The sequence below is a fragment of the Pseudomonas sp. GW821-FHT02A11 genome, assembly GCF_059421985.1.
On the sequence record NZ_JBWKWB010000006.1, the window covers coordinates 163,537 to 187,649 of the forward strand.

Below are 24,113 nucleotides of genomic sequence, written 5' to 3' on the forward strand. Positions count from 1 at the left end.
AACGGTTTAGCAAGAGGGGGTCAGATTATGCGCACCCAACACCAGTCGAAACGCGAACTGGACAAGATCGACCGCAACATCCTGCGCATCCTGCAAAACGACGGAAGAATCTCGTTCACGGAGCTGGGAGAACGCGTCGGCCTGTCTACCACGCCGTGTACGGAGCGGGTGCGCCGACTGGAACGCGAAGGCATCATCATGGGTTACAACGCCCGTCTTAACCCACAGAACCTCAAGGCTAGTCTGCTGGTGTTCGTGGAGATCAGCCTGGACTACAAATCAGGTGACACTTTCGAGGAATTCCGCCGAGCGGTCCTCAAATTGCCCCACGTGCTGGAGTGTCATCTGGTGTCAGGGGATTTCGATTACCTGGTGAAGGCGCGGATTTCCGAAATGGCCTCGTACCGCAAGCTGCTGGGGGACATCCTGCTCAAGCTGCCCCATGTGCGCGAATCCAAGAGCTATATCGTGATGGAAGAAGTGAAAGAGAGTCTGAATTTGCCGATTCCGGAGTGAGCGCTTACACCAACACCTGACGCGTCGACGCAATGAAGGCGTGAATCTGTTTCTCGACGCGCGGGTGAATCAACACTTCGGGACGGCGCCCATTGGGGCATGGCAGGGTGGGCGTGGTGCCGAACAGGCGACAGATCAGCGGGCGCTCCTCGTAAACCGTGCAACCGTTGGGCCCCAGATGCACGCAGTTCAGCTCGTTGAGCGCGGCTTGCTGCTCGGCGGCGGATTTACGCGGCAGGCGGGCCATCTCTTCAGATGAGGTGGTGACCGGCCCGCAGCAATCGTGGCAGCCCGGCACGCATTCAAACGACGGAATCTGCCGCCGCAAATCGCGGATTTTCTGGCTGTTGCAGCTCATGGCGTGAGATTCCCCTGTGAAAGGCGTCATAGTGCCCCAAGTGAATCACAGACCAACAGGCAAGCCCCGCCATACTCCGACCTGTGGGAGCGAATTCATTCGCGAATCGATGGTATAGACGGCACATAATGGTTGCATGTACCGGCCTCTCGCGAATGAATTCGCTCCCACAGGTTGATCTGTAGCACTGTGTCGCTCAACGTCCAGATACCTTGCCCCTGTCTGCCCACCCCGCTACCCTCCGTAAAATTTTCCAAACAGCCCCGCCTGAGACCACTGCATGAATGCCTCCCGCCACGCTGCTTCTTATTACGCGGCCAGCAGCCACACCCAGCCCGATTATCCGGCCCTTGCAGGCGAAATAACGGTGGATGTCTGCGTGGTCGGTGGCGGCTTTTCAGGGCTGAACACCGCCATCGAGCTGGCAGAGCGCGGCCTGAGCGTTGCGCTGCTGGAGGCGCACAAGATCGGTTGGGGCGCAAGCGGGCGCAATGGCGGGCAGCTGATTCGCGGCGCGGGTCATCATGTCGAGCGTTTTCGCGACCAGATCGGCGACGAAGGTGTACGTGAGCTCAAGCTCATGGGGCTAGAAGCGGTCGACATCGTGCGCCAGCGCGTCGAAAAGTATCAAATCGACTGCGACCTGACCTGGGGCTACTGCGATCTCGCCAACAAGCCCAAGGAGTTCGACGGTTTCGCCGAAGATGTCGACGAATTGCGCGAGCTGGGTTATCGACACGAGCTGCAGTTGATTGGCCCCGATAACCTGCATAGCGTGATCGATTCAGGCAACTACGCAGGCGGCTTGCTCGACATGGGCTCGGGGCATCTCCACCCGCTCAACCTGGCGTTGGGCGAGGCCCGTGTCGCGCAATCCCTTGGTGTGCAGCTGTTCGAACATTCGGCCGTAACCCGTCTGGAGTACGGCCCGCAAGTGAAGGTGTACACCGCCCACGGCATGGTCCGCGCCAAAACGCTGGTGCTCGGTTGCAACGCTTATCTAAACGACCTCGACCCGACGCTGAGCGGCAAGGTCCTGCCCGCAGGCAGCTACATCATTGCCACCGAACCCTTGAGCGAAGCCCTCGCGCAGCAACTGTTGCCGCGCAACACCGCGATGTGCGACCAGCGCGTGGCGGTGGATTATTTCCGACTTTCGGCGGATCGACGCCTATTGTTCGGCGGCGCCTGCCACTACTCCGGCCGCGACCCGCAGGACATCGGCGCGTACATGCAGCCGAAAATGCTCAAGGTGTTCCCGCAGCTCAAGGACGTGAAGATCGATTTTCAGTGGGGCGGCATGATCGGCATCGGCGCTAACCGGTTGCCGCAGATCGGGCGTCTCAAAGAGCACCCTAATGTGTTTTACGCGCAGGCCTATTCAGGCCATGGTTTGAACGCCACGCACTTGGCGGGCAAGTTGTTGGGTGAGGCCATCAGCGGTCAGCACAGCGGCGGTTTCGAGCTGTTTGCCAGGATTGCGCACATCACCTTCCCGGGCGGCAAGCATCTGCGGTCGCCATTGTTGGCGCTGGGCATGTTGTGGCATCGAATGAAGGAATGGGCGTAACGCCTGTCGAAACTGTAGGGGCGAATTCATTCGCGAATCGGTGCGACAGCCGATGAATCTCCATCGGATGTACGGGCCTTTCGCGAATGAACTCACTCCCACCGGGTAGTTTGCGTGCATCCGATGACGCATCAATCCCTCCAAAACGGCTTCATCCCTTCACAACGCGCCTGTTCATGACTCAGGCCAATATCGCGCAGCTGATCATCCGTCAGCCCCAGCAGTGCACGCCGGGTCCTGCGCCGATGCTGAAACAACCCCCACACGCTCAGGCCTTCAGGCGCGTTGACCCGCACCGTGGCCTGCTGCCCTTCCACCAGTTCCCGTGCATACAGCGTTAACCGAACATCGCTTATCCCGCTCATTTGCAGACACCTCATCATGGGTTTCGAGTGACTCCATGATGCGTCTGTATGGAAAACCATTACAGATCCAAAGAATTCGTATTTTTTGCATACAGATTAAGCACAGCGATGCCTGAATGCTGTATTTTCGCCACATCTGTATCGGTCACATCGACGCGACACTGTGCGGGAGTACGCCATGACCCTCTACGTCAATCTTGCTGAGTTGCTGGGCACACGCATCGAAAACGGCTTCTATCGCCCCGGCGACCGACTGCCGTCGGTTCGGGCGTTGAGCGTCGAGCACGGGGTCAGCCTGAGCACCGTGCAGCAGGCCTATCGGTTGCTGGAAGACAACGGCCTGGCGTCGCCACGGCCCAAGTCCGGGTATTTTGTTCCCACCAGTCGCAAGACCCCGGCCCTCCCCGCTGTAGGACGCCCTGCTCAACGCCCGGTGGATATATCTCAATGGGACCAGGTGCTGGAACTGGCCCGCGCCGCCCCTCGCCCGGATGTGATTCAGCTCGCGCGCGGAATGCCGGACATCACCAGCCCGACGCTACGCCCGCTGACCCAGGCCTTGGGCAAGATCAGCCGCCGTCAGGACATGCCGGGGCTGTATTACGACAACATTCATGGCACCGAGAGCCTGCGAGAACAGATCGCGCGCCTCCTGCTGGATTCGGGCACCCGCGTCGATGCAGACGATCTGGTCATCACCACAGGCGCTCAGGAAGCGCTGGCCGTGAGCATCCGCTCGATCTGCCAGCCCGGCGACATCGTGGCAGTGGATTCGCCGAGCTTTCACGGAGCCATGCAGGCCTTGAAGGGGCTGGGAATGAAGGCGCTGGAAATCCCCACCGACCCCTTGACCGGCATCAGCCTCGATGCGCTGGAACTGGCGCTGGAGCAGTGGCCGATCAAGGCCATACAGCTGACGCCCAGCTGCAATAACCCGTTGGGCTACAACATGCCCGAGGACCGCAAACGCGCCCTGCTCACTCTGGCGCAGCGCTTTGACGTGGCGATCATCGAAGACGATGTGTATGGCGACCTGTCGTACACCTACCCTCGCCCGCGCACGATCAAATCTTTCGACGAGGACGGACGCGTCCTGCTTTGCAGCTCGTTCTCCAAGACCCTGGCTCCAGGGCTGCGTGTCGGCTGGGTAGCGCCAGGACGCTACTTAGACCGGGCGCTGCACATGAAATACATCAGCACCGGCTCCACCGCGACCCAGCCGCAACTCGCAATCGCCGAGTTTTTGCAGGCCGGGCATTACGAGCCGCATCTGCGGCGCATGCGCGGGCAGTATCAGCGCAGCCGCGACCTGATGACCGACTGGGTGACGCGCTACTTTCCGGAGGGAACCCGCGTCAGTCGCCCGCAAGGTGGCTTCATGCTGTGGGTGGAATTCAATGAAGATTTCGACTCCTTGCGCCTGAACCGCGCGCTTGAAGGCCAGGGTGTACAGATTGCCGTGGGCAGCATTTTTTCGGCCTCGGGCAAATACAGAAACTGCCTGCGCATGAATTTTGCCGCCAAGCCGACGCCGCAAATCGAAGCCGCCGTGCGTAAAGTCGGCGAAGCAGCCGCGCGACTGATGGCGGAAAGCGGACAGGCCTGAGTTAACCTTTTGCCGAAAGTGCGGTCATATCGCCATGGTGCGATTTCTGGATAGCGGCGTTGACGAATAATTGGGCAATACCATTGTTTCTGGCCTTTGCCCTCGCCGTCAGCGGGTGCGCGAACACGCCGTCGCAGCAGGATGGGCCGAGCCAGGCAGTCCCGGCGTCAGCCTCGCCGTTTGGCCGTTCGATCCTGGCTCAGGCCAAGCCTTATGAGGGTCGCTCGGGCTTTCGCCTGCTACCCAACAGCACCGAAGCCTTCATGGCCCGCGCCGAGCTGATCCGCAACGCCAAGACCAGCCTCGATCTGCAGTACTACATCGTCCACGACGGCCTCAGCACCCGTGCACTGATCGACGAATTGCTCAAGGCCGCCGATCGCGGCGTGCGCGTGCGCATTCTGCTGGACGACACCACCAGCGATGGCCTGGACGAGGTCATCGCCACCCTCGCCGCGCACCCGAACATTCAGATTCGCCTGTTCAACCCCCTTAATCTGGGCCGCAGCACCGGCGCGACGCGCTCGCTGGGGCGGCTGTTCAACCTGTCTCAGCAACACCGACGCATGCACAACAAACTGTGGCTGGCCGACAGCGCCGTGGCCATCGTCGGGGGGCGCAATCTGGGCGACGAGTACTTCGACGCCGAACCGAACCTGAATTTCACCGATGTCGACATGCTCAGCGTCGGGCCGGTCGCCGAACAGCTGAGCCATAGCTTCGACCAGTACTGGAACAGCACCCTGAGCAAGCCGGTCGACGACTTCATCTACTGGCCCCCGGACATGAAGGACCTCGCCGAAGCCCGTCAGCGTCTGGATGCTTCACTGGAACAGGCTCACATCGAGAAGAAAGCGCTGTACGAGCGTCTGATGGCCTACAAGACCCAACCGCGCATGAAGACGTGGCTCAACGAGCTGATCTGGGCGCACAACCAAGCCTTGTGGGATGCGCCGACCAAGGTTTTGTCGCGGGGCGAGCCCGATCCGCACCTGCTGCTGACTACGCAGTTGAGCCCGGACCTGGCTCACGTGCATCAGGAGCTGATGATGATCTCAGCCTACTTCGTGCCAGGTCAGCAAGGTCTGACGTACCTCACGGGCCTTTCCGACAAAGGCGTGTCCGTAAGCCTGCTGACCAACTCGCTGGAAGCCACAGACGTGCCTGCGGTCCACGGCGGTTACGCGCCCTACCGCAAGGCGCTGCTGGAACATGGGGTCAAGCTGTTCGAACTGCGCCGGCAGCCGGGTGATCCGAGTAATGCGCAAGGCAGCGGGCCGCGCTTCCTGCGCACCAAGATGCTCAAGGGCGGCTCCGAATCGAGCCTGCACAGCAAGGCGATGATCTTTGATCGACAGAAGATTTTCGTCGGCTCATTCAACTTCGACCCACGCTCGGTACTGTGGAACACCGAGGTCGGCGTGCTGGTCGACAGCCCCGAACTGACCGAATACCTGCGCGAACTGGCGCTGCAGGGTATGGCGCCTGCGATCAGCTACCAGGCCAAGCTTGAGAATGATCGCGTGGTCTGGGTCACTGAGGACAACGGCAAGATTCACACGCTGTACAAAGAACCCGGCGACTGGTGGCGCCGACTGAACGCCTGGTTCAGCAGCGCCGTAGGCCTTGAGCGGATGCTTTAAGCCGCCACCGCCTGCACGCCGAACGCTTGCGGGCGACGCGCAAGAATCACCAACCCGAATGCACCCGCTGCCATCAGCAACGGCAGAGCCTGACCGCTGATCCATTGACTGCCCGCACCGGCCGCCAGCGGCCCGAGCAAGCAACCGATGCCCCAAAGCTGCGCGACATGGGCATTGGCCCTCACCAGCGCATCGTCGCGATAACGTTCGCCGATCAGAATCAACGACAGGGTGAACAGCCCGCCCGCACTGGCGCCGAACAGCACCCACAGCGGCCAGATCGCCATCGTGTCCACCAGCACTGGAATTGCCAGGCTCGACACCATCAAAGCAGCTGCGCAACCGGAAAACAGGCGGCGGCGTGAGATTTTGTCGGCCAGCGCTCCGATCGGCAGTTGCAACAACGCATCGCCGACCACCACTGTACTGACCATCGCCAACGCCACTTCCGGGGTGAAGCCTTGTTGCAGGCAGTAGACCGGCAACAGCGTCAGAATCATCGCTTCAAAACCTGCGAACAGGGCGATGGCCCACGCGATCGCAGGCAGTTGCTGACAGAACCCGCCGAGATCGCTTAACGACACGTGGCTGGCTTCGGCGCTGGGTGCTCCCGTGCGGCCGAGCAGCAGAAAGGGCGAGAGCGCCAGCAACCCGGTACCGACCCAGAAGCCGTAATCGTGCTCGGTGCCGATGACGCCAAGCAGCAACGGACCGCCCAGCTGGCTAAGGGCATAACAACTGCCGTACAGCGCGACCAGCTTGCCGCGCAGGTTTTCGGTGACCAGTTGGTTGATCCAGCTTTCGCCCAGAATGAAGACCATGGTCAGAATCACGCCCAGCATCAAGCGCAACACCAGCCAGATCCAGTAATTGGGCAGCAGGGCCAGTAGCCCTACGGAAATCGCCCCGCCCCAAAGGCACAAGCGCATCAGGTTCGCAGTGCCGAGCATCGACGCCAGACGGCTCGCCAGGCTTGCGCCCAGCAATACGCCAATGGCTGGCATTGCCGCCATCACACCAATGGCAAAGGCGCCGTAGCCCCAGGCTTCAAGGCGCAACGACACCAGCGGCATGCTCGCGCCCAGCGCCAGACCGACGCTCAATACGGACGACAGCACTGCAAAATAGGTACCCCAACGCATCACCACGCTCCTGTGGCTCAAAGGGATGAGACAACACAGCCGGGCCTTTTCGGGAGCCCGGCTGTGCTGAAAGCTGCGGCTGAATATCTGGATTCAGTGGATTACCCCCTGTGGGAGCGAATTCATTCGCGATGCGGTTTTACATTCGATAGGGATGTATCGGAAGTACCGGCCAATCGCGAATGAATTCGCTCCCACAGGTATCCATTACGGCGTCAAATCCTGCGGTTGCTTACAACTTGATCCAGGTCGCCTTCAGTTCGGTGTACTTGTCGAACGCGTGCAGTGACTTGTCGCGGCCGTTACCGGACTGCTTGAAGCCACCAAACGGCGCGGTCATGTCGCCGCCGTCGTACTGGTTGACCCACACGCTGCCTGCGCGCAATGCGCGGGCGGTCAGGTGGGCCTTGGACAGATCCGACGTCCACACCGCAGCGGCCAGGCCATACGGCGTGTCGTTGGCGATCTGCACGGCTTCTTCTGCGGTGTCGAAGGTGAGCACCGACAGCACCGGGCCGAAGATTTCTTCCTGAGCGATCTTCATGGCATTGGTCACGCCGTCGAAAATCGTCGGCTCCACGTAGGTGCCGCCGGTCTCCTGCATGATGCGTTTGCCGCCCGCGACCAGTTTGGCGCCGTCGGTGTGGCCAGCTTCGATGTACGACAGCACGGTGTTCATCTGCTGCGTGTCCACCAGCGCGCCGACGGTGGTCGACGGGTCCAGCGGGTTGCCCGGTTTCCAGGCCTTGAGCGCCTCGATCACCATCGGCAGGAATGTGTCCTTGATCGAACGCTCAACCAGCAGACGCGAGCCCGCGGTGCAGACTTCGCCCTGGTTGAAGGCAATGGCGCTGGCGGCGGATTCGGCAGCGGCTTGCAGATCCGGCGCGTCAGCGAAGACGATGTTAGGGCTCTTGCCACCGGCTTCCAGCCACACGCGCTTCATGTTCGATTCGCCCGCGTAGACCAACAGTTGCTTGGCGATCTTGGTCGAACCGGTAAACACGGCAGTGTCGACGTCCATGTGCAGCGCCAGCGCCTTGCCAACGGTGTGGCCGTAGCCTGGCAGCACGTTGAGCACGCCGGCCGGGATACCTGCCTGAACAGCCAGTTGCGCGACGCGGATGGCAGTCAGCGGGGATTTTTCCGAAGGCTTGAGTATCACCGAGTTACCGCAGGACAGCGCAGGGCCGAGTTTCCAGCAGGCCATCAGCAGCGGGAAGTTCCATGGCACGATGGCGGCAACAACGCCAATCGGCTCGCGGGTCACCAGGCCCAGTTGGTCGTGCGGGGTGGCTGCGACTTCGTCGTACAGCTTGTCGATGGCCTCACCGCTCCAGCTCAACGCCTGCGCGGAGCCCGGAATGTCGATGCCATAGGAGTCGCTGATCGGCTTGCCCATGTCGAGGGTTTCGAGCAGGGCCAGCTCTTCAATGTTTTCTTTGATGAGGGCGGCGAAGCGAATCATCGCGGCCTTGCGCTTGACCGGCGCCAGGCGCGACCAGACGCCGGAGTTGAACGTTGCGCGGGCGTTTTCCACCGCGCGCTGGGCGTCGGCGGCATCACAGCTGGCAACATGAGCCAGGAAACGACCGTCGACCGGGCTGATGCAATCGAATTTGGCGCCGGACGCCGCGTCGGTGTATTCACCATTGATGAAGGCGCGGCCTTCGATCTTCAAAGCCTGGGCGCGTTTTTCCCAGTCAGCATGAGTCAGGGTGGTCATGAAACGTCCTCCTCTTATGAATATGCGCGCCCTCGCGCTCATGAACCGTGCTGCAGGACATCAGCTGACGTGCTGCCGGATCGGCCAAAGGCATCCGTCACCCTAAACCAGCGCCAGCGGAATTTCCAATATATTGGACAAAAAGAGGAGAAACGACGCTTTATCGTGCATTTTATTCAACAGCAGCTCATCAGGATTTGGCACTATCCGCAAAACCCCTCATCAAACAACAGTCTTTCACCGCCGATTCAGGAGCCAGGGACATGAGTATCGAAAGCATCGTCGACTTCAGCGAAGCCACCACCGCCGCAGAGCGATTCAAGCCCGCCGCAGAAAAGATCCTCAAGGGCGACCCCGGACAAACTGTCTACAACCACTACAACAGCCCTTGCGGCCAGATGAGCGCGGGCGTGTGGGAAGGTGAGGTCGGACAGTGGAAGGTCAATTACACCGAACACGAATACTGCGAGATCGTGCAGGGCGTGTCAGTGCTGCGCGATGAAGCGGGTAACGCGAAAACCCTGCGCGCGGGCGATCGCTTCGTGATCCCGGCAGGCTTCCAGGGTACTTGGGAAGTGCTGGAGGCGTGCCGCAAGATCTATGTGGTCTTTGAACAGAAAGCCTGAACTGCGCCCACAAAAAAGCCCGCATCGCTGCGGGCTTTTTCGTAGAAGACGAAAATCAATTACTTGATTTTGCCTTCCTTGTAGATCACGTGCTTACGAACAACCGGATCATATTTCTTGATCTCGATTTTGTCCGGAGTAGTGCGCTTGTTCTTGTCGGTCGTGTAGAAGTGACCAGTACCAGCGCTCGAAATCAAACGGATCAGTTCACGCATGATGCTCTCCCTTAAACCTTCGCGCCAGCACGGCGGATTTCGGCCAGAACAACCGTGATACCACGCTTGTCGATGATGCGCATGCCTTTGGCGGATACGCGCAGACGTACAAAGCGTTTCTCTTCTTCAACCCAGAAGCGGTGATGCTGCAGGTTTGGCAGGAAACGACGACGGGTTTTGTTGTTTGCGTGGGAAATGTTATTCCCGGTTACCGGACCCTTACCGGTAACTTGACATACTCTCGACATGCCTCAGCCCTCTAAAACCACATGCCCAACCCGGCATGGGTTGGCCGCTTAATCTCTCAGTCATGGCGCTAGGCGCCGCGTTTCTTCAGGGGTCTTACCGGCCACACCTACGAAGAAGGAAGCGGGCCCCTAGAAAAGAGCGCTGCTTTATACCAGAAAGCCTTGGACGCAACAACACAAACGACGAATTACCTGAAAGAAACTCAGGGCATTCGGGCTGACAAGGCCAGCAGTACAGGCCGCGAGGGGAAATATACCACTCGTCGTGCCGGACCGATTGTTCTGCGCCAACGCATGGTCTAGGGTTACTCCCTCACCAGACTGCGCCGGCAGATGGGCTATCTCTGAAAGGAAAATCGCCATGCGCCTAGCTGTTTTACCCCTGTTGCTCGCGTCCCTGTCCGCGCCATTGATGGCGCAGGCCGCAACCAGCCTGAGCGTTTGCACGGAAGCCAGCCCCGAAGGCTTCGACGTCGTGCAGTACAACTCGCTCACCACCACCAACGCCTCGGCCGACGTGCTGATGAACCGTCTGGTGGATTACGACGCCCAAACCCGCAAGCTGGTCCCTAGCCTGGCAGAAAGCTGGAGCGTCTGGCCGGACGGGCTGACGTATGACTTCAAATTGCGCTCCGGCGTGAAATTCCACCACACCGATTACTTCACGCCGACTCGCGACTTCAACGCCGACGACGTGGTGTTCAGCTTCCAGCGCATGCTCGATCCGGCCAACCCGTGGAACAAGGTCGCGGCGCAGGGTTTCCCTCATGCCCAGTCGATGCAATGGCCGTCGCTGATCAAGAAGGTCGAGGCGCCCGACGCCAAGACCGTACGCATCACGCTGGACCACCCGGACGCGACCTTCCTCGCCACGCTGAGCATGGGCTTCGCTTCTATTTATTCTGCTGAGTACACCGCGCAACTGCTCAAGGCTGGCACGCCGGAGAAGCTCAACAGCCAGCCGATCGGCACCGGGCCGTTTGTCTTCAAGCGCTTCCAGAAAGATTCGGTGGTGCGTTACGAGGCCAACGCCGACTACTTCGCGGGCAAACCGGCGGTCGATACGCTGATCTACGCGATCACTCCGGACGCCAACGTTCGCCTGCAGCGAATCAAACAGAACGAGTGCCAGGTGGCCCTGTCGCCCAAACCGCTGGATGTCACCGAAGCAGGTAAGGATCCGAACCTGAAGGTCGAAAAGACTGACGCATTCATGACCGCCTTCCTGGCGATAAACAGCCAGCATCCGCCGCTGGACAAGCCCCAAGTGCGTCAGGCGCTCAACCTGGCGTTCGACAAGGACACTTACCTCAAAGCGGTATTCGAAGGCTCGGCCCGCGCGGCCAATGGCCCTTACCCGCCCAATACCTGGGGCTATGCCAGCGATCTGCCGGGCTACAAGCATGATGTGGCCAAGGCCAAGGAATTGCTGGCCAAGGCCGGCCTGAAGGACGGTTTCAAGACCACGATCTGGACGCGCCCTTCCGGCAGCCTGCTGAACCCGAACCCGAGCGCTGGCGCGCAGCTGCTGCAAAACGACCTGGCAGCGGTCGGCATCAAGGCGGAAATCAAGGTGATCGAGTGGGGCGAGCTGATTCGCCGCGCCAAGACCGGCGAGCACGATCTGCTGTTCATGGGCTGGGCGGGCGACAACGGCGATCCGGATAACTTCCTGACGCCGCAATTCTCCTGCGCGGCGGTGAAATCCGGCACCAACTTCGCGCGCTATTGCGACGAAGGCCTGGACAAACTGATCAGCCAGGGCAAGGCCGTGACCGACCAGACCCAGCGCAGCAAGCTGTATCACCAGGCGCAAGAGCAGATCCAGAAACAGGCCCTGTGGCTGCCACTGGCGCACCCAACGGCCTTCGCGCTGACTCGCAAGAATGTGCTGGGTTATGCGGTGAGCCCGTTTGGACGCCAGGACTTTGCCAAGGTGACGGTGAAGTAAGACGCCTGACCACGACGGGCAAAACGTACAACATCTGTGGGAGCGAATTCATTCGCGATACGGTGGTACATCCGCAAGGGTTTATCGGGTGATCTGGCCTCTCGCGAATGAATTCGCTCCCACAGGCAATTGCAACACCGTACCCCCTTACATCAACCCATGCTCCACCATCGACAGCGGATCACCATCGCCAATGATCACGTGATCGAGCACCACCACATCGACCATCGCCAGCGCGCTTTTCAAATGCTTGGTCAGTTCGATGTCGGCATCACTGGCATCGCACACCCCTGAAGGGTGGTTGTGACACAGGATGATCCCCGCCGCATTGTGCGCTAGCGCTCGCTTGACCACCTGCCGCGCATGCACATGGGCCACGTTGATCGAGCCGTGAAACAGCGCCTCGAACGCCTGCACCCGGTTCTTGCTGTCCAGAAACAGACAACCGAACACCTCGTGGGGCTCATGACGGAGCAGCGCCTTGAGGTAGCTGCGTACCTGCGTCGGGCTTTTCAGCACCGAGCCACGCCGCAAGCCCTCCCCCATGTGCCGCCGGGCGATTTCCATAACGGCCTGCAATTGTGCGTATTTGGCAGGCCCCAGCCCCAGTTCCTGGCTGAACGTCGCAAGGTTGGCATCCAGCAAGGCACGCAGGCTGCCGAACTGGCTGAGCAGGTGACGGGCCAGGTCCACGGCGCTTTTTCCTGACACCCCGGTACGTAAGAAAATCGCCAGCAGCTCGGCGTCGGAAAGGCTCGCCGCCCCGCGCTCCAGCAGCTTCTCTCTGGGCCGCTCCGCCGCTGGCCAATCACGAATACTCATAGCACCTCCCTGTCAGTGGGCGCCGCTGTTCCCGTGCGGTCGCTGTGCTATCTTAGCCATCTTTTTTACGCGTCGATCGGGCCTTGGGAGCTCACAAGATTGCCGCGTGTAACTCGACCAAAAGGCAGGCCTATGCAGCGGCTGTATCGGAAACGCATCGTTCTGGGCGTCGGCGGCGGCATCGCAGCCTATAAAAGCGCCGAACTGGTCCGCCGGTTGCGTGATCACGGGGCCGAAGTCCGCGTCGTCATGACCAAGGGCGGCGCCGAGTTCATCACGCCTCTGACCATGCAGGCTCTGTCCGGCCATCCCGTTCATTTGGACTTACTGGACCCCGCCGCCGAAGCGGCCATGGGGCACATCGAGCTGGCCAAATGGGCTGACATGGTGCTGATCGCACCTGCCACCGCCGACCTGATCGCGCGCCTGGCCCAAGGCATCGCCAATGACCTGCTGACCACCGTGGTGCTGGCCACCGATGCTATTGTCGCGGTTGCCCCGGCCATGAATCAGGCCATGTGGCGCGATCCGTCCGTGCAAGCCAATCTGCAGACCCTTGAAGGTCGCGACTTTCGCATGTTCGGCCCTGCCAGCGGCAGCCAGGCCTGCGGCGACGTGGGTTACGGGCGCATGCTCGAACCCAACGACCTGGCGCAATCGGCTGCCGATTGCTTCCAGCGCCTGAGCCTGACCGGCAAGCACGTGCTGATCACCGCAGGGCCGACCCAGGAAAACATCGACCCGGTGCGCTACATCACCAACCACAGCTCCGGAAAAATGGGCTTTGCCCTTGCGGAAGCTGCGACGGAGGCCGGCGCGCGAGTCACGCTGATCACTGGCCCCGTGAACCTGCAGACCCCGGATCGCGTGTCGCGCATCGACGTCGTCAGCGCCCGCGACATGCTCGCAGCCTGTGAAGCAGCCATGCCCTGCGATCTGTTCATCGCCTCGGCAGCCGTTGCGGACTACCGCCCAGAAGTGGTTGCCACACAAAAATTGAAGAAAGACCCTACGACCGGCGATGGCCTGTTGCTGCAGATGGTCCGCAATCCGGACATTCTCGCCACCATCGCCGGACGTGAGGATCGCCCGTTCAGTGTCGGTTTCGCCGCCGAAACCGAACACCTGCTCGACTACGCAGCACGCAAGCTCAAGGACAAGAACCTTGACCTGATCATCGCCAACGACGTCGCCAATCCCAGCATTGGCTTCAACAGCGAAGAAAACGCGTGCAGCGTGATCGACCGAGCGTTGCAGGAAACGCTCTTCGCCCAAACCAGCAAGGCCAAGATTGCCCGCCAGCTGGTGACATTTATCGCCGATCGTCTGAACCAGGTTTAATCACGTATGCACGCTCTACAAGCCAAGATCCTCGACCCTCGCATTGGCAGCGAATTCCCGCTCCCGGCCTATGCCACCACCGGCTCCGCCGGTCTGGACCTGCGCGCCATGCTCAAAGAGGAGACGACGCTGGAACCCGGTCAGACCCTGTTGATTCCCACCGGCCTGTCGATATACATCGCCGACCCAAGCCTGGCTGCGCTGATTCTGCCGCGCTCAGGCCTTGGCCATAAGCACGGTATCGTGCTGGGTAACCTGGTGGGCCTGATCGACTCCGATTACCAGGGTGAGCTGATGGTGTCCTGCTGGAACCGTGGCCAGAGCGCTTTCAAGATTTCGGTCGGCGAGCGCATCGCTCAGTTGGTGCTGGTGCCAGTGGTGCAGGCGCACTTTGAAGTGGTCCAGGAATTCGACGAAAGCCAGCGTGGCGCGGGCGGTTTCGGGCACTCTGGCAGCCACTGATGGCGTGAGGGTCGACCTGGTAAATCTTCCGCCCGCAGCGCGAGCCGATATGGCACGATGCCATGATTATAAAACGTCTCAGGAAGTACCAGCAGGGAGAGTCAAGTTTGAAAGGCATCAAGCGCACAGCCAAGGCGAGCCCTCGCCCCGAAACGACTGACGTAGCGGTCAAGGACTCCAATCTGAGCCTGGCAAGCCCGGGCCTTATTCCTTCGCTCATCGGCCTGATCGCCGCTGGCGTGCTGGTCTGGCTCGGCCTGCTCAGCCAGCCGCAGGAGAAGGACCAACTGGCTCAAGCCTGGGGTACCGCTCAGGCGGGTGCCATTGGCAAAGCGTTGCGCCAGATCAATGCTGGCACCCAGGCCGCGGCGCTCGATCCTTCGCTATCCCAGGCCCTGCTGAGCAATGATCCGGCGGCCATCATCGCCGTTCAGAATCAGCTCAACCATCGCGACAGCGTGGTCGGTGCGCGCCTCAATCCGCTCGGCTTCAACAGCCCCGATAACCAAAGCCCACTGCCGATCAGCTTCGCCACGCTGGACATGCTCGCCAAGGCCAGCAAAGGCGAAACCCCAGCGCCGGAAGCCCGCAAAGTGGGTGACAGCTGGCTGATCTACAGCGTTGCGCCGGTGCGTGCTGCCGCTGACGGCCCGGTCAATGGCACCCTGCTGCTCGCCCTCAAGCTGCAACGCCTGACCAACGCGCTGCCAGATGCCCCGGCCGATGTCGGTCAGATCGTGCTCAGCCAGCAATTCGGCGACGCCACCGCGCAGAGCTTTCTGACACGCGGACAAGCCGATGGCGGGCGCGCCGTGGATTTCCCGACCGGCTACCCAAACTGGAAGCTGACCTTCACCCCGGGCCCTGCCCTGCAATCCTCTGCGCCTTCGTTGATGCTGGCGCTGGCCGCATTGGTCGCGCTGGGTAGCCTGTTGCTGGGGCTGTACCTGAACGAAAGCGCGCTCAAGCGCCGGGTGAAGGCCGACGCCCGACAACTGGAACAACTGCTGCAAGAACTCTCGGGGGGTAAAGCCGTCAAAGCTTTCGGCTTGAGCATGCCCGCCCTAAACGGGCTGGCTCAGAGCCTGGCCGCATTTTCGCTGCGCAACCAGCCCGCGAAGCCCGTCACTGCGGCCAGCAATGGTGAAGCGTTTGAGGGCAACGGTTCGGCAACCAGCAAAGCCGTGTTTTCGCCAATCGATGCCGACGACACCGAGCTGACCGACCCGCTGTTTCAAGACACCGACATTCTCGACATCGACCTGCTCGATGAATCCTGGGATCTTCCGAAGTCGGAGCAATTACACGCAATGAGCAGTACCGTTTCCTACGCCCCCGAATTCCCGGACTCCATTTTCCGCGCCTATGACATCCGCGGCATCATCGGCGAAACCCTGACCGGCGAGACCGCCTACTGGCTGGGTCGCGCCGTGGGTGCACAGAGCCTGGCCCAAGGCGAGCCGCATGTCTGTGTGGGTCGCGACGGACGCTTGTCCGGCCCTGAACTGGTCGCCCAATTGGTCAAAGGCCTGTACGACAGTGGTTGCCACGTCAGCGATGTCGGCCTGGTGCCTACCCCTGCGCTGTACTACGCCGCCAACGTGCTGCAAGGCCGCACCGGCGTGATGCTGACCGGCAGCCACAACCCCAAGGACTACAACGGCTTCAAGATCGTCATCGCGGGCGATACGCTGGCCAACGAGCAGATTACGGCGCTGCACGATCGCATCAAGCGCAACAATTTGCCGGCGGGCAAAGGCAGCGTCAGCAAAGTCGACATTCTTGACCTTTATTCGGGCCAGATCATCAACGATGTGGTGCTGGCCCGTCGCCTCAAGGTGGTGGTCGATTGCGGCAACGGCGCGGCGGGCGTGATTGCGCCGCAGCTGCTGGCCGCGCTCAATTGCGAAGTCATTCCGCTGTTCTGCGAGGTCGACGGCAACTTCCCCAATCACCACCCTGACCCGGGCAAGCTGGAAAACCTTCAGGACCTGATCGCCAAGGTCAAGGAAACTGGCGCAGACCTGGGCCTGGCGTTCGATGGCGATGGCGATCGCGTAGGTGTCGTCACCAACGCGGGCAGCGTCATATACCCTGACCGGCTGTTGATGCTGTTCGCCCGGGATGTGGTCAAACGCAATCCGGGGGCGGACATCATCTTCGACGTCAAATGCACACGCCGCCTGATTCCGCTGATCCAGGAATACGGCGGTCGTCCGGTAATGTGGAAGACCGGTCATTCGTTGATCAAGAAGAAGATGAAGGAAAGCGGCGCGCTGCTGGCTGGCGAGATGAGCGGCCACATCTTCTTCAAGGAACGCTGGTTCGGGTTCGACGACGGTATCTACAGCGCTGCACGCCTGCTGGAAATCCTCAGCCAGGAGAAACTCAGCGCCGAAGAGCTGTTCCAGACCTTTCCCAACGACCTGTCGACCCCGGAGATCAACATCAAGGTCACCGAAAGCAGCAAATTCAGCATCATCGAAGCGCTGGAACGCGATGCCCAATGGGGCAACGCCAACCTGACGAGCATCGATGGCGTGCGCGTCGATTATCCGAAGGGCTGGGGCCTGGTGCGGGCTTCCAATACCACGCCGGTGCTGGTATTACGCTTCGAAGCCGAGACCGAGGACGAACTGCAGCGGATCAAGGACGTGTTCCATACCCAGCTGAAAAACGTAGCACCGGATCTAGAACTTCCTTTTTGATCACATTTTTTGAGTGGAGCCCAAATGACCCTCGAACGCGATGCCGCAGCCAATGCCGCCAAAGTCCTTTCCGAAGCGTTGCCTTACATCCGACGCTTCGTCGGCAAGACGCTGGTGATCAAGTACGGCGGCAACGCCATGGAAAGCGAAGAGCTGAAAACCGGCTTCGCGCGCGACATCGTGCTGATGAAGGCAGTGGGCATCAACCCGGTGGTGGTTCACGGCGGCGGCCCGCAGATCGGTGATCTGCTCAAGCGCCTGTCGATCGAAAGCCACTTCATTGACGGCATGCGCGTCACCGACGCCCAGACCATGGACGTCGTCGAGATGGTCCTGGGCGGCCAGGTCAACAAGGACATCGTCAACCTGATCAACCGTCACGGCGGCAGCGCCATCGGCCTGACCGGTAAAGACGCCCAACTGATCCGCGCGAAAAAGATGAACGTCACGCGTCAGACGCCGGACATGACCAAACCGGAAATCATCGACATCGGCCACGTAGGCGAAGTCGTCGGCATCAACACCGACCTTTTGAACATGCTGGTGAAGGGTGATTTCATTCCGGTCATCGCGCCGATTGGCGTGGGCGCTGACGGCGAGTCCTACAACATCAACGCTGACCTGGTGGCAGGCAAGGTCGCCGAAGCCCTCAAGGCCGAGAAACTGATGCTGCTGACCAACATCGCCGGCCTGATGGACAAGGAAGGCAAGGTTCTCACCGGTTTGACCACCGAACAGGTCAACGGCCTGATTGCCGACGGCACCATCTACGGCGGCATGCTGCCGAAGATCCGCTGCGCGCTGGAAGCGGTTCAGGGCGGCGTGACCACGTCGCACATCATCGACGGTCGCGTCCCGAATGCCGTGCTTCTGGAAATCTTCACCGACACCGGCGTGGGCACCCTGATCAGCAACCGCAAGCGTCACTGATCGCGTCACGCACAAAAAAAGACCCCGCCGACGCAAACCGGCGGGGTCTTTTTCGTTTCGGACAGGTTATTGCGCCAGCAACTGCTGCAAACGCGCCCGATCCTGAGCGAAGTCGGTGTCGGCCTGCTGGCGTGCGGTCTGGTAGCGCAGGATATCGACCTTGAGGTTCTGCTGCCGGTCTTGCAGATCGGTCATCTGGTCGATCAGGGCCTGTTGCACCGGATGCCCGGCGCGCTCCTGATCGGCGGCCTGGCTTTGCAGCGAGGCCTGCTGGGCCGCGAGCCCCTGAATATTGTCTTGGGCGACAGAAATCAGCGCATCGATCTCGGCCAGCTTGCGCGTGCGCGCCCGGTCGACGTCCTTCACGCTGCTGTACAGGTGCAGCAGCTGCGCATCAGCATCGGAGCGAACCTTGGCCGCCTGCGCTGCTGCTTGTGCCTCACGGGCCTGATCAGCGGTGGGCGCAGGCGGCACGACCTGAATCACGCGCCCGCGCTGATTCAAGACCTCATAGCCCTTGCCGGAGTATTCGGGCGGCACGCCTTGCCGGTCGAGAACGGTCACGCCGCGGCTGTCGACATAGCGATAGAACACGATGCCCGGAGTGTCGTCCGCCTGAACGCCCGCGATGCAGCCCATCCCCAGCGACAGACAAAGACCTGCTGTGCCCAGCTTCTTGAGCATAAAAACGAGACCCTCTGAAGACTCAGATGCCGTACTGAGCCCGGTACGCTTCCACGGCGGGCAAATGCTGCTTGAGTTGCGGATCGTCGGCCAGGAATTCCAGCACCTGATTCAACGAAACGATGCTCACCACCGGAATGCCGAAGTCACGTTCGACCTCCTGAATCGCGGACAGCTCACCGTTGCCGCGCTCCTGGCGGTTCAACGCGATCAACACGCCGGCTGCGTTCGCGCCCTGGGCCTTGATGATCTGCATGACTTCGCGGATCGCGGTACCCGCAGTGATGACGTCGTCGATGATCAGCACATCGCCGGTCAACGGAGCGCCCACCAGGCTGCCGCCCTCGCCATGTGCCTTGGCTTCCTTGCGGTTGAAACACCACGGCAGATCGAGGTTGTGATGATCGGCCAAAGCCACGGCTGTCGCGGCCGCCAGGGGAATACCCTTGTACGCCGGGCCAAACAGCACATCGAAGGAAATACCGCTTTCAACAACAGCGGCGGCATAGAACTTACCCAGCTGGGCAAGTGCCGAACCACTGTTGAAAAGACCGGCATTGAAGAAGTAAGGACTGGTGCGTCCGGACTTCAAAGTGAACTCACCGAAACGCAAAACCCCGCGATCGATGGCAAAACGAATGAATTCGCGCTGATACGCCTGCATGAAAAAAGCCCCGAATACCACGGATTTAGCTAATTAGGTAGAGCTCGGGTATCATACACGCACGTGATTTTTGGGGCCATTTATGCGGATCATCAGTGTGAACGTTAATGGTATTCAGGCTGCAGTCGAGCGTGGTTTGCTCAGTTGGCTGCAAGCCCAGAATGCCGACGTCATCTGCCTTCAGGACACCCGCGCCTGCGCCTTCGAACTGGACGATCCAGCTTATCAACTGGACGGCTACTTCCTGTACGCCTGCGATGCCGAAGTTCCCGCCCAGGGTGGCGTGGCACTTTACTCGCGGCTGCAACCGAAGGCGGTCATCAACGGTCTGGGCTTCGAAACAGCCGACCGTTACGGGCGTTACCTGCAGGCCGATTTCGATAAAGTCAGTATTGCAACCTTGCTGCTTCCTTCCGGCATGAACGGCGATGAAGACTTGAACCAGAAGTTCAAGCTCATGGACGACTTCGGCAAGTATCTGGACAAGCAGCGTCGCAAACGTCGTGAGTACATTTATTGTGGCTCGCTGTACGTTGCGCAGCAGAAACTGGACATCAAAAACTGGCGCGACAGCCAGCAATCCCCGGGCTTCCTGGCACCTGAACGCGCCTGGATGGACGAGATTGTCGGCAACATGGGCTACGTCGATGCCCTGCGCGAAGTCAGCCGTGAAGGCGATCAGTACAGCTGGTGGCCGGATAACGAACAGGCCGAGATGCTGAATCTGGGCTGGCGCTTCGACTATCAACTGCTGACCCCGGGCCTGCGCCGCTTCGTACGCAGCGCGCGCCTGCCACGCCAGCCGCGATTCTCGCAACACGCGCCGCTGATCGTGGACTACGACTGGACGTTGACCATCTGACCTCCTGTTCGCCCAAAAGAAAGCCGACGTGAAGTCGGCTTTTGTTTGTCTGACAGGTTCGCGCACGCCCTACAGGGGACTACAAACCCTGTGGGAGCGAATTCATTCGCGATGCGGCGGCCTGGCCGATAGAGATGTGTCGACTGTACGGTCCTCTCGCGAATGAATTCGCTCCCACAGCGGATTTGTAGTCGACCGCAAAACCTTGCAGCGCCCTAGTTCGCTCCCGCAGAGGTCTTCAGGGCTAACACATATTACTTGATCAAACGCCAGGTAAACGGATAACGATAGGCAACGCCGTCATTGGCCTTGATCCCGGCGATGATCGTCAGCACCAGCGCACCAACGCCCACCAGCATCAACAGCGGGAAGCCGATGACGATCACCATCAGCAGGAAGCAGACCATAGCCGCAATGGCGACAGTGATCTGAAAATTCAGCGCTTCCTTGCCCTGCGCATCAATGAACGGGTCGGCCTCTTTCTTCAACTGCCAGACAATCAGCGGGCCCAGCAGGTTGCCGAACGGAAAGATCAGCCCGAAAAACGCCGCGAAGTGGCACAACATCGCCCACTGACGGACTTCCTTGCTCGGCACTGGTAACGGCGTTTGACTGTCGATCATCGTGCATTCCCTGTTCGGATGGTGGTGAAACGAGCGGCAATCAGTCGGCCAGCGCCGCCTTTTGCAGTTCGAAGATTTCGCTCATGCCTTTCTGCGCCAGCGCCAGCATGGCGTTCAGGTCTTCAGGCTGGAACGGCGCGCCTTCGGCGGTGCCCTGAACTTCGATGAAGCCGCCTGCACTGGTCATGACCACGTTCAAGTCGGTCTCGGCAGCGGAGTCTTCCAGATAGTCCAGATCCAGCACCGGCTCGCCCTGATACATGCCCACGGAAACGGCCGCGATCATCTGCTTGAGCGGGTCGCCGCCCTTGAGGCCGCCGCGCTTCTTGATGGATTTCAGCGCATCGACCAGCGCCACCATGGCACCGGTGATCGATGCTGTGCGGGTGCCGCCATCGGCCTGAATCACGTCGCAGTCGACGTACAGGGTGATGTCGCCCAGCTTGGTCATGTCCAGCGCGGCGCGCAGCGAACGGCCGATCAGACGCTGGATTTCCAGGGTCCGGCCGCCCTGCTTGCCCTTGCTCGCTTCACGCTGGTTACGCTCGCCGGTCGATCGCGGCAGCATGCCGTATTCGGCGGTCAACCAGCCCTGGCCCTGGCCTTTGAGAAAACGCGGGACGCCGTTTTCGACGCTGACGGTGCAGATCACCTTGGTGTCGCCGAACTCGACCAGCACAGAACCCTCGGCGTGCTTGGTGTAGTTGCGGGTGATGCGGATCGAGCGGAGCTGATCGGCAGCGCGACCACTTGGACGTTTCATCTGGGATACCTGTACTGGGACGGAAAACTGACCTGCATTATAGAGGTGCAAGCCGGCGCTTGGGGCATCTAATCGCCCCGAGATGATGACCCGCCTGCCGCAAACGCTGAAGGGCGGCCTAATCGCAACACCCCGCACACACTGCGACAACGCCACATTTGGGCGCACACCCCGCTGTGAGCTACAATCTTGCGCCTTTATAGCCTGTCGTTTTTCACGACGCCCATCGGGCCGTTTATCGCCCCCTGAAGGCTATCCCTGACTTTTATAGAGGTACTTCCCATGGTGCACAGCATGACGGCTTTCGCCCGTGCCGAACGAGCGGGCTCACAAGGCACGCTGAGCTGGGAATTGCGCTCGGTCAATCATCGTTACCTCGAACCGCACTTGCGCCTGCCCGAGTCGTTCCGTGATCTGGAAGGCGCGGTGCGTGAGGCGCTGCGTCAGGGCTTGTCCCGTGGCAAGGTCGAATGCACCCTGCGCTTCACCGAAGAGAACGCAGGCAAACCGCTGCAGGTCGATCGCGAGCGCGCCAGCCAGTTGGTCGCCGCAGCCGAAACCGTCGCAAGCCTGATCAAACAACCCGCTGCGCTGAACCCGCTGGAAGTGCTGGCCTGGCCCGGTGTGCTGGTGGCCGACGCCGCCGATCCGCAAGCCCTGAACAACGACGCTCTGGCGCTGTTCAACGAGGCGCTTGAGGAACTGAAAGCCGGTCGCGCCCGCGAAGGTGCTGACCTGGCCAAACTTCTCGACGAACGGCTTTCGTCAATCAAGACCGAAGTGGCTACCCTGCGCACCCTCGTGCCGCAGATGCTCGCGACCCAGCGTCAGAAGATCCTCGACCGTTTCACCGACATGAAGGCCGAGCTCGATCCTCAGCGTCTGGAGCAGGAAATGGTCCTGCTGGCGCAAAAGAGCGACGTCGCCGAAGAACTCGACCGTCTGAGCACCCACGTCACCGAAGTGCGCCGCGTACTCAAGACCGGCGGGCAAGCCGGACGCCGGCTGGACTTCCTGATGCAGGAGCTCAACCGCGAAGCGAACACCCTGGGCTCCAAAGCCTTCGACCCTCGCAGCACCCAGGCTGCGGTCAACCTCAAAGTGTTGATCGAGCAGATGCGCGAACAAGTGCAGAATATTGAGTAAGGCCAATCCCGACATGACCCACAGCACCGGCACTCTGTATATCGTTTCCGCCCCTTCGGGCGCGGGCAAGACCAGCCTGGTCAAAGCCCTGATCGATGCCCAGCCACAGATTCGCGTCTCCGTTTCCCACACCACCCGCGCCATGCGCCCGGGCGAAGTGGACGGCGTGAACTACCACTTCGTCGACCGCGCCGAGTTCGTGCGGATGATCGAACACGGCGATTTCCTCGAACAGGCCGAAGTCTTCGGCAACCTGTACGGCACCTCGCAGAGCCGTTTGCAGCAGACCCTGGACGAAGGCCACGACTTGATCCTGGAAATAGACTGGCAAGGCGCCGAGCAGGTGCGCAAGCTGATGCCCCACGCCCGCTCGATCTTCATCCTGCCGCCCACCCAGCAGGCCTTGCGCCAGCGCCTGACCAACCGTGGCCAGGACAGCGACGAGATCATCGAAGGCCGGATGCGTGAAGCGGTCAGTGAAATGAGCCATTACGTCGAATACGATTACATCGTCATCAACGACGACTTCGCGACCGCACTGGAAGACCTCAAGGCGATCTTCCGCGCCAACCTGCTGAGCCAGGAGCATCAGCAGCAGCGCCACACCGAGTTGCTGAAACAGCTCCTTGCATAATCAACTGTAGGAGCGCGCTTGCCCGCGATGGCGTCGGTGAATTCAACACATTCATTGCCAGACATACCGCCATCGCGGGCAAGCGCGCTCCTACAGGGGCGGTGCAAAGCGCGTCGAAAAAGCGCCAAAACCTACCGCTCGTGGCTTGCCGCTTGAAGGTTTTGCCAGTCCACTTGTAAACTACCGAGTCCGCTCGCCCATCCGGGCACCGCGCATACCGCATTTGCTACGAGGAATACCCATGGCCCGCGTGACCGTTGAAGACTGCCTGGAACATGTAGATAACCGCTTTGAGCTGGTCATGCTCGCCACCAAGCGCTCGCGTCAACTGGCGACCGGCGGCAAAGAGCCGAAGCTGGCCTGGGAAAACGACAAGCCTACCGTTGTTGCCCTGCGCGAAATCGCAGCGGGCCTGATGGATTACGCCGTCATTGCAGAAGCCGAAATCGTTGAAGATGAACCACTGTTCGCTGCGTTCGAGGACGAGTCCAACGAGGCCGTCTGAGCC

Annotated in this window: 25 protein-coding genes; 14 read left to right on the forward strand and 11 right to left on the reverse strand. The window is 60.6% G+C overall.

Annotation, left to right across the window (positions count from 1 at the left end; genetic code table 11):
• Positions 1–27: 27 nt before the first annotated feature.
• Positions 28–516, forward strand: coding sequence for a transcriptional regulator DadR (gene dadR, locus AC07V9_RS12085; RefSeq protein WP_081564731.1), 489 nt, complete (start codon positions 28–30; stop codon positions 514–516).
• Between the two features lie 4 nt (positions 517–520).
• Here dadR and AC07V9_RS12090 read toward each other — a convergent pair whose 3' ends face one another.
• Entirely contained in the window at positions 521–874 is a 354-nt protein-coding gene (locus AC07V9_RS12090) for a YkgJ family cysteine cluster protein (protein WP_495015947.1), read from the reverse strand.
• 280 nt (positions 875–1,154) lie between these two features.
• On the opposite strand from AC07V9_RS12090, the gene AC07V9_RS12095 reads away from it, so the two are divergent.
• Positions 1,155–2,444, forward strand: a complete 1,290-nt coding sequence (locus AC07V9_RS12095; protein WP_495015948.1) for an NAD(P)/FAD-dependent oxidoreductase — start codon at positions 1,155–1,157, stop codon at positions 2,442–2,444.
• A gap of 131 nt (positions 2,445–2,575) precedes the next feature.
• On the opposite strand, the gene AC07V9_RS12100 is transcribed toward AC07V9_RS12095, so the two are convergent.
• The gene (locus AC07V9_RS12100) at positions 2,576–2,809 is read right to left on the reverse strand and encodes a DUF1127 domain-containing protein (protein WP_495015949.1); all 234 of its coding nucleotides are present in this window, start codon (positions 2,807–2,809) and stop codon (positions 2,576–2,578) included.
• A 178-nt stretch (positions 2,810–2,987) separates the two neighbouring features.
• On the opposite strand from AC07V9_RS12100, the gene AC07V9_RS12105 reads away from it, so the two are divergent.
• Together AC07V9_RS12105 and AC07V9_RS12110 are read left to right on the forward strand one after the other, a co-directional pair.
• A complete protein-coding gene (locus tag AC07V9_RS12105; protein WP_495015950.1) occupies positions 2,988–4,415 on the forward strand; it encodes an aminotransferase-like domain-containing protein in 1,428 nt (475 codons plus the stop codon).
• A gap of 59 nt (positions 4,416–4,474) precedes the next feature.
• Entirely contained in the window at positions 4,475–6,058 is a 1,584-nt protein-coding gene (locus tag AC07V9_RS12110; protein ID WP_495015951.1) for a phospholipase D family protein, read from the forward strand.
• Here the strand turns inward: AC07V9_RS12110 and AC07V9_RS12115 are convergent.
• Complete coding sequence (locus AC07V9_RS12115) at positions 6,055–7,200, reverse strand: MFS transporter (protein ID WP_495015952.1); 1,146 nt, start codon at positions 7,198–7,200, stop codon at positions 6,055–6,057. The two genes, AC07V9_RS12110 and AC07V9_RS12115, sit on opposite strands and share 4 nt — an antisense overlap.
• A 232-nt stretch (positions 7,201–7,432) precedes the next feature.
• Positions 7,433–8,926, reverse strand: coding sequence for an aldehyde dehydrogenase (locus tag AC07V9_RS12120; RefSeq protein ID WP_495015953.1), 1,494 nt, complete (start codon positions 8,924–8,926; stop codon positions 7,433–7,435).
• Between the two features lie 263 nt (positions 8,927–9,189).
• Between AC07V9_RS12120 and AC07V9_RS12125 the strand changes: the two genes are divergently transcribed.
• Positions 9,190–9,552 (forward strand): cupin domain-containing protein, encoded by a 363-nt coding sequence (locus tag AC07V9_RS12125; RefSeq protein WP_495015954.1) that lies wholly within the window; start codon positions 9,190–9,192, stop codon positions 9,550–9,552.
• 59 nt (positions 9,553–9,611) lie between these two features.
• On the opposite strand, the gene rpmG is transcribed toward AC07V9_RS12125, so the two are convergent.
• Positions 9,612–9,767, reverse strand: a complete 156-nt coding sequence (gene rpmG, locus AC07V9_RS12130) for a 50S ribosomal protein L33 (protein WP_003177274.1) — start codon at positions 9,765–9,767, stop codon at positions 9,612–9,614.
• An 11-nt stretch (positions 9,768–9,778) separates the two neighbouring features.
• Entirely contained in the window at positions 9,779–10,015 is a 237-nt protein-coding gene (gene rpmB, locus AC07V9_RS12135) for a 50S ribosomal protein L28 (RefSeq protein ID WP_037016669.1), read from the reverse strand.
• 361 nt (positions 10,016–10,376) lie between these two features.
• On the opposite strand from rpmB, the gene AC07V9_RS12140 reads away from it, so the two are divergent.
• The gene (locus AC07V9_RS12140) at positions 10,377–11,966 is read left to right on the forward strand and encodes an ABC transporter substrate-binding protein (RefSeq protein WP_495015955.1); all 1,590 of its coding nucleotides are present in this window, start codon (positions 10,377–10,379) and stop codon (positions 11,964–11,966) included.
• A gap of 147 nt (positions 11,967–12,113) precedes the next feature.
• On the opposite strand, the gene radC is transcribed toward AC07V9_RS12140, so the two are convergent.
• Positions 12,114–12,788: a RadC family protein gene (radC, locus tag AC07V9_RS12145; RefSeq protein ID WP_495015956.1), complete on the reverse strand. Its 675-nt coding sequence runs from the start codon at positions 12,786–12,788 to the stop codon at positions 12,114–12,116.
• Between the two features lie 132 nt (positions 12,789–12,920).
• On the opposite strand from radC, the gene coaBC reads away from it, so the two are divergent.
• The 4 genes from coaBC (at position 12,921) to argB (ending at position 18,229) form a co-directional block, all read left to right on the forward strand.
• A complete protein-coding gene (gene coaBC / locus AC07V9_RS12150) occupies positions 12,921–14,129 on the forward strand; it encodes a bifunctional phosphopantothenoylcysteine decarboxylase/phosphopantothenate--cysteine ligase CoaBC (protein WP_495015957.1) in 1,209 nt (402 codons plus the stop codon).
• A gap of 6 nt (positions 14,130–14,135) precedes the next feature.
• Complete coding sequence (gene dut / locus AC07V9_RS12155; RefSeq protein WP_495015958.1) at positions 14,136–14,591, forward strand: dUTP diphosphatase; 456 nt, start codon at positions 14,136–14,138, stop codon at positions 14,589–14,591.
• 1,310 nt (positions 14,592–15,901) lie between these two features.
• On the forward strand, positions 15,902–17,299 hold the full coding sequence (locus tag AC07V9_RS12160) for a phosphomannomutase/phosphoglucomutase (protein ID WP_495016035.1): 1,398 nt from the start codon (positions 15,902–15,904) through the stop codon (positions 17,297–17,299).
• 24 nt (positions 17,300–17,323) lie between these two features.
• The gene (gene argB / locus AC07V9_RS12165) at positions 17,324–18,229 is read left to right on the forward strand and encodes an acetylglutamate kinase (protein WP_495015959.1); all 906 of its coding nucleotides are present in this window, start codon (positions 17,324–17,326) and stop codon (positions 18,227–18,229) included.
• A 66-nt stretch (positions 18,230–18,295) separates the two neighbouring features.
• On the opposite strand, the gene AC07V9_RS12170 is transcribed toward argB, so the two are convergent.
• The gene (locus AC07V9_RS12170) at positions 18,296–18,913 is read right to left on the reverse strand and encodes a DUF4124 domain-containing protein (protein ID WP_495015960.1); all 618 of its coding nucleotides are present in this window, start codon (positions 18,911–18,913) and stop codon (positions 18,296–18,298) included.
• 22 nt (positions 18,914–18,935) lie between these two features.
• Positions 18,936–19,577, reverse strand: coding sequence for an orotate phosphoribosyltransferase (pyrE, locus tag AC07V9_RS12175; protein WP_495015961.1), 642 nt, complete (start codon positions 19,575–19,577; stop codon positions 18,936–18,938).
• A gap of 82 nt (positions 19,578–19,659) precedes the next feature.
• Between pyrE and crc the strand changes: the two genes are divergently transcribed.
• The gene (gene crc, locus AC07V9_RS12180) at positions 19,660–20,439 is read left to right on the forward strand and encodes a catabolite repression control protein Crc (protein WP_495015962.1); all 780 of its coding nucleotides are present in this window, start codon (positions 19,660–19,662) and stop codon (positions 20,437–20,439) included.
• A 254-nt stretch (positions 20,440–20,693) separates the two neighbouring features.
• Here the strand turns inward: crc and AC07V9_RS12185 are convergent, their stop codons facing one another.
• Positions 20,694–21,062: a DUF4870 domain-containing protein gene (locus AC07V9_RS12185; protein ID WP_495015963.1), complete on the reverse strand. Its 369-nt coding sequence runs from the start codon at positions 21,060–21,062 to the stop codon at positions 20,694–20,696.
• Positions 21,063–21,102: 40 nt separating this feature from the next.
• Positions 21,103–21,825: a ribonuclease PH gene (rph, locus tag AC07V9_RS12190; protein ID WP_495015964.1), complete on the reverse strand. Its 723-nt coding sequence runs from the start codon at positions 21,823–21,825 to the stop codon at positions 21,103–21,105.
• Between the two features lie 282 nt (positions 21,826–22,107).
• On the opposite strand from rph, the gene AC07V9_RS12195 reads away from it, so the two are divergent.
• The 3 genes from AC07V9_RS12195 (at position 22,108) to rpoZ (ending at position 24,110) form a co-directional block, all read left to right on the forward strand.
• Complete coding sequence (locus AC07V9_RS12195) at positions 22,108–22,971, forward strand: YicC/YloC family endoribonuclease (protein WP_495015965.1); 864 nt, start codon at positions 22,108–22,110, stop codon at positions 22,969–22,971.
• A 13-nt stretch (positions 22,972–22,984) separates the two neighbouring features.
• On the forward strand, positions 22,985–23,605 hold the full coding sequence (gene gmk, locus AC07V9_RS12200; RefSeq protein ID WP_495016036.1) for a guanylate kinase: 621 nt from the start codon (positions 22,985–22,987) through the stop codon (positions 23,603–23,605).
• 241 nt (positions 23,606–23,846) lie between these two features.
• The gene (gene rpoZ / locus AC07V9_RS12205) at positions 23,847–24,110 is read left to right on the forward strand and encodes a DNA-directed RNA polymerase subunit omega (RefSeq protein ID WP_004887180.1); all 264 of its coding nucleotides are present in this window, start codon (positions 23,847–23,849) and stop codon (positions 24,108–24,110) included.
• The last annotated feature ends 3 nt before the right edge of the window (positions 24,111–24,113 follow it).

Bases quoted from the DNA above. Each gene is read 5' to 3' on its own strand.
- AC07V9_RS12160 (WP_495016035.1), top strand. From the start codon at position 15,902: ATGAGCAGTACCGTTTCCTACGCCCCCGAATTCCCGGACTCCATTTTC.
- AC07V9_RS12195 (WP_495015965.1), top strand. From the start codon at position 22,108: ATGGTGCACAGCATGACGGCTTTCGCCCGTGCCGAACGAGCGGGCTCA.
- AC07V9_RS12115 (WP_495015952.1), bottom strand. From the start codon at position 7,200: ATGCGTTGGGGTACCTATTTTGCAGTGCTGTCGTCCGTATTGAGCGTC.
- rph (WP_495015964.1), bottom strand. From the start codon at position 21,825: ATGAAACGTCCAAGTGGTCGCGCTGCCGATCAGCTCCGCTCGATCCGC.
- rpmG (WP_003177274.1), bottom strand. From the start codon at position 9,767: ATGCGTGAACTGATCCGTTTGATTTCGAGCGCTGGTACTGGTCACTTC.
- AC07V9_RS12120 (WP_495015953.1), bottom strand. From the start codon at position 8,926: ATGACCACCCTGACTCATGCTGACTGGGAAAAACGCGCCCAGGCTTTG.
- AC07V9_RS12125 (WP_495015954.1), top strand. From the start codon at position 9,190: ATGAGTATCGAAAGCATCGTCGACTTCAGCGAAGCCACCACCGCCGCA.
- AC07V9_RS12140 (WP_495015955.1), top strand. From the start codon at position 10,377: ATGCGCCTAGCTGTTTTACCCCTGTTGCTCGCGTCCCTGTCCGCGCCA.
- pyrE (WP_495015961.1), bottom strand. From the start codon at position 19,577: ATGCAGGCGTATCAGCGCGAATTCATTCGTTTTGCCATCGATCGCGGG.
- AC07V9_RS12170 (WP_495015960.1), bottom strand. From the start codon at position 18,913: ATGCTCAAGAAGCTGGGCACAGCAGGTCTTTGTCTGTCGCTGGGGATG.
- AC07V9_RS12105 (WP_495015950.1), top strand. From the start codon at position 2,988: ATGACCCTCTACGTCAATCTTGCTGAGTTGCTGGGCACACGCATCGAA.
- radC (WP_495015956.1), bottom strand. From the start codon at position 12,788: ATGAGTATTCGTGATTGGCCAGCGGCGGAGCGGCCCAGAGAGAAGCTG.
- argB (WP_495015959.1), top strand. From the start codon at position 17,324: ATGACCCTCGAACGCGATGCCGCAGCCAATGCCGCCAAAGTCCTTTCC.
- AC07V9_RS12090 (WP_495015947.1), bottom strand. From the start codon at position 874: ATGAGCTGCAACAGCCAGAAAATCCGCGATTTGCGGCGGCAGATTCCG.
- AC07V9_RS12185 (WP_495015963.1), bottom strand. From the start codon at position 21,062: ATGATCGACAGTCAAACGCCGTTACCAGTGCCGAGCAAGGAAGTCCGT.
- crc (WP_495015962.1), top strand. From the start codon at position 19,660: ATGCGGATCATCAGTGTGAACGTTAATGGTATTCAGGCTGCAGTCGAG.
- AC07V9_RS12100 (WP_495015949.1), bottom strand. From the start codon at position 2,809: ATGAGCGGGATAAGCGATGTTCGGTTAACGCTGTATGCACGGGAACTG.
- coaBC (WP_495015957.1), top strand. From the start codon at position 12,921: ATGCAGCGGCTGTATCGGAAACGCATCGTTCTGGGCGTCGGCGGCGGC.
- rpmB (WP_037016669.1), bottom strand. From the start codon at position 10,015: ATGTCGAGAGTATGTCAAGTTACCGGTAAGGGTCCGGTAACCGGGAAT.
- AC07V9_RS12095 (WP_495015948.1), top strand. From the start codon at position 1,155: ATGAATGCCTCCCGCCACGCTGCTTCTTATTACGCGGCCAGCAGCCAC.
- rpoZ (WP_004887180.1), top strand. From the start codon at position 23,847: ATGGCCCGCGTGACCGTTGAAGACTGCCTGGAACATGTAGATAACCGC.
- dadR (WP_081564731.1), top strand. From the start codon at position 28: ATGCGCACCCAACACCAGTCGAAACGCGAACTGGACAAGATCGACCGC.
- gmk (WP_495016036.1), top strand. From the start codon at position 22,985: ATGACCCACAGCACCGGCACTCTGTATATCGTTTCCGCCCCTTCGGGC.
- dut (WP_495015958.1), top strand. From the start codon at position 14,136: ATGCACGCTCTACAAGCCAAGATCCTCGACCCTCGCATTGGCAGCGAA.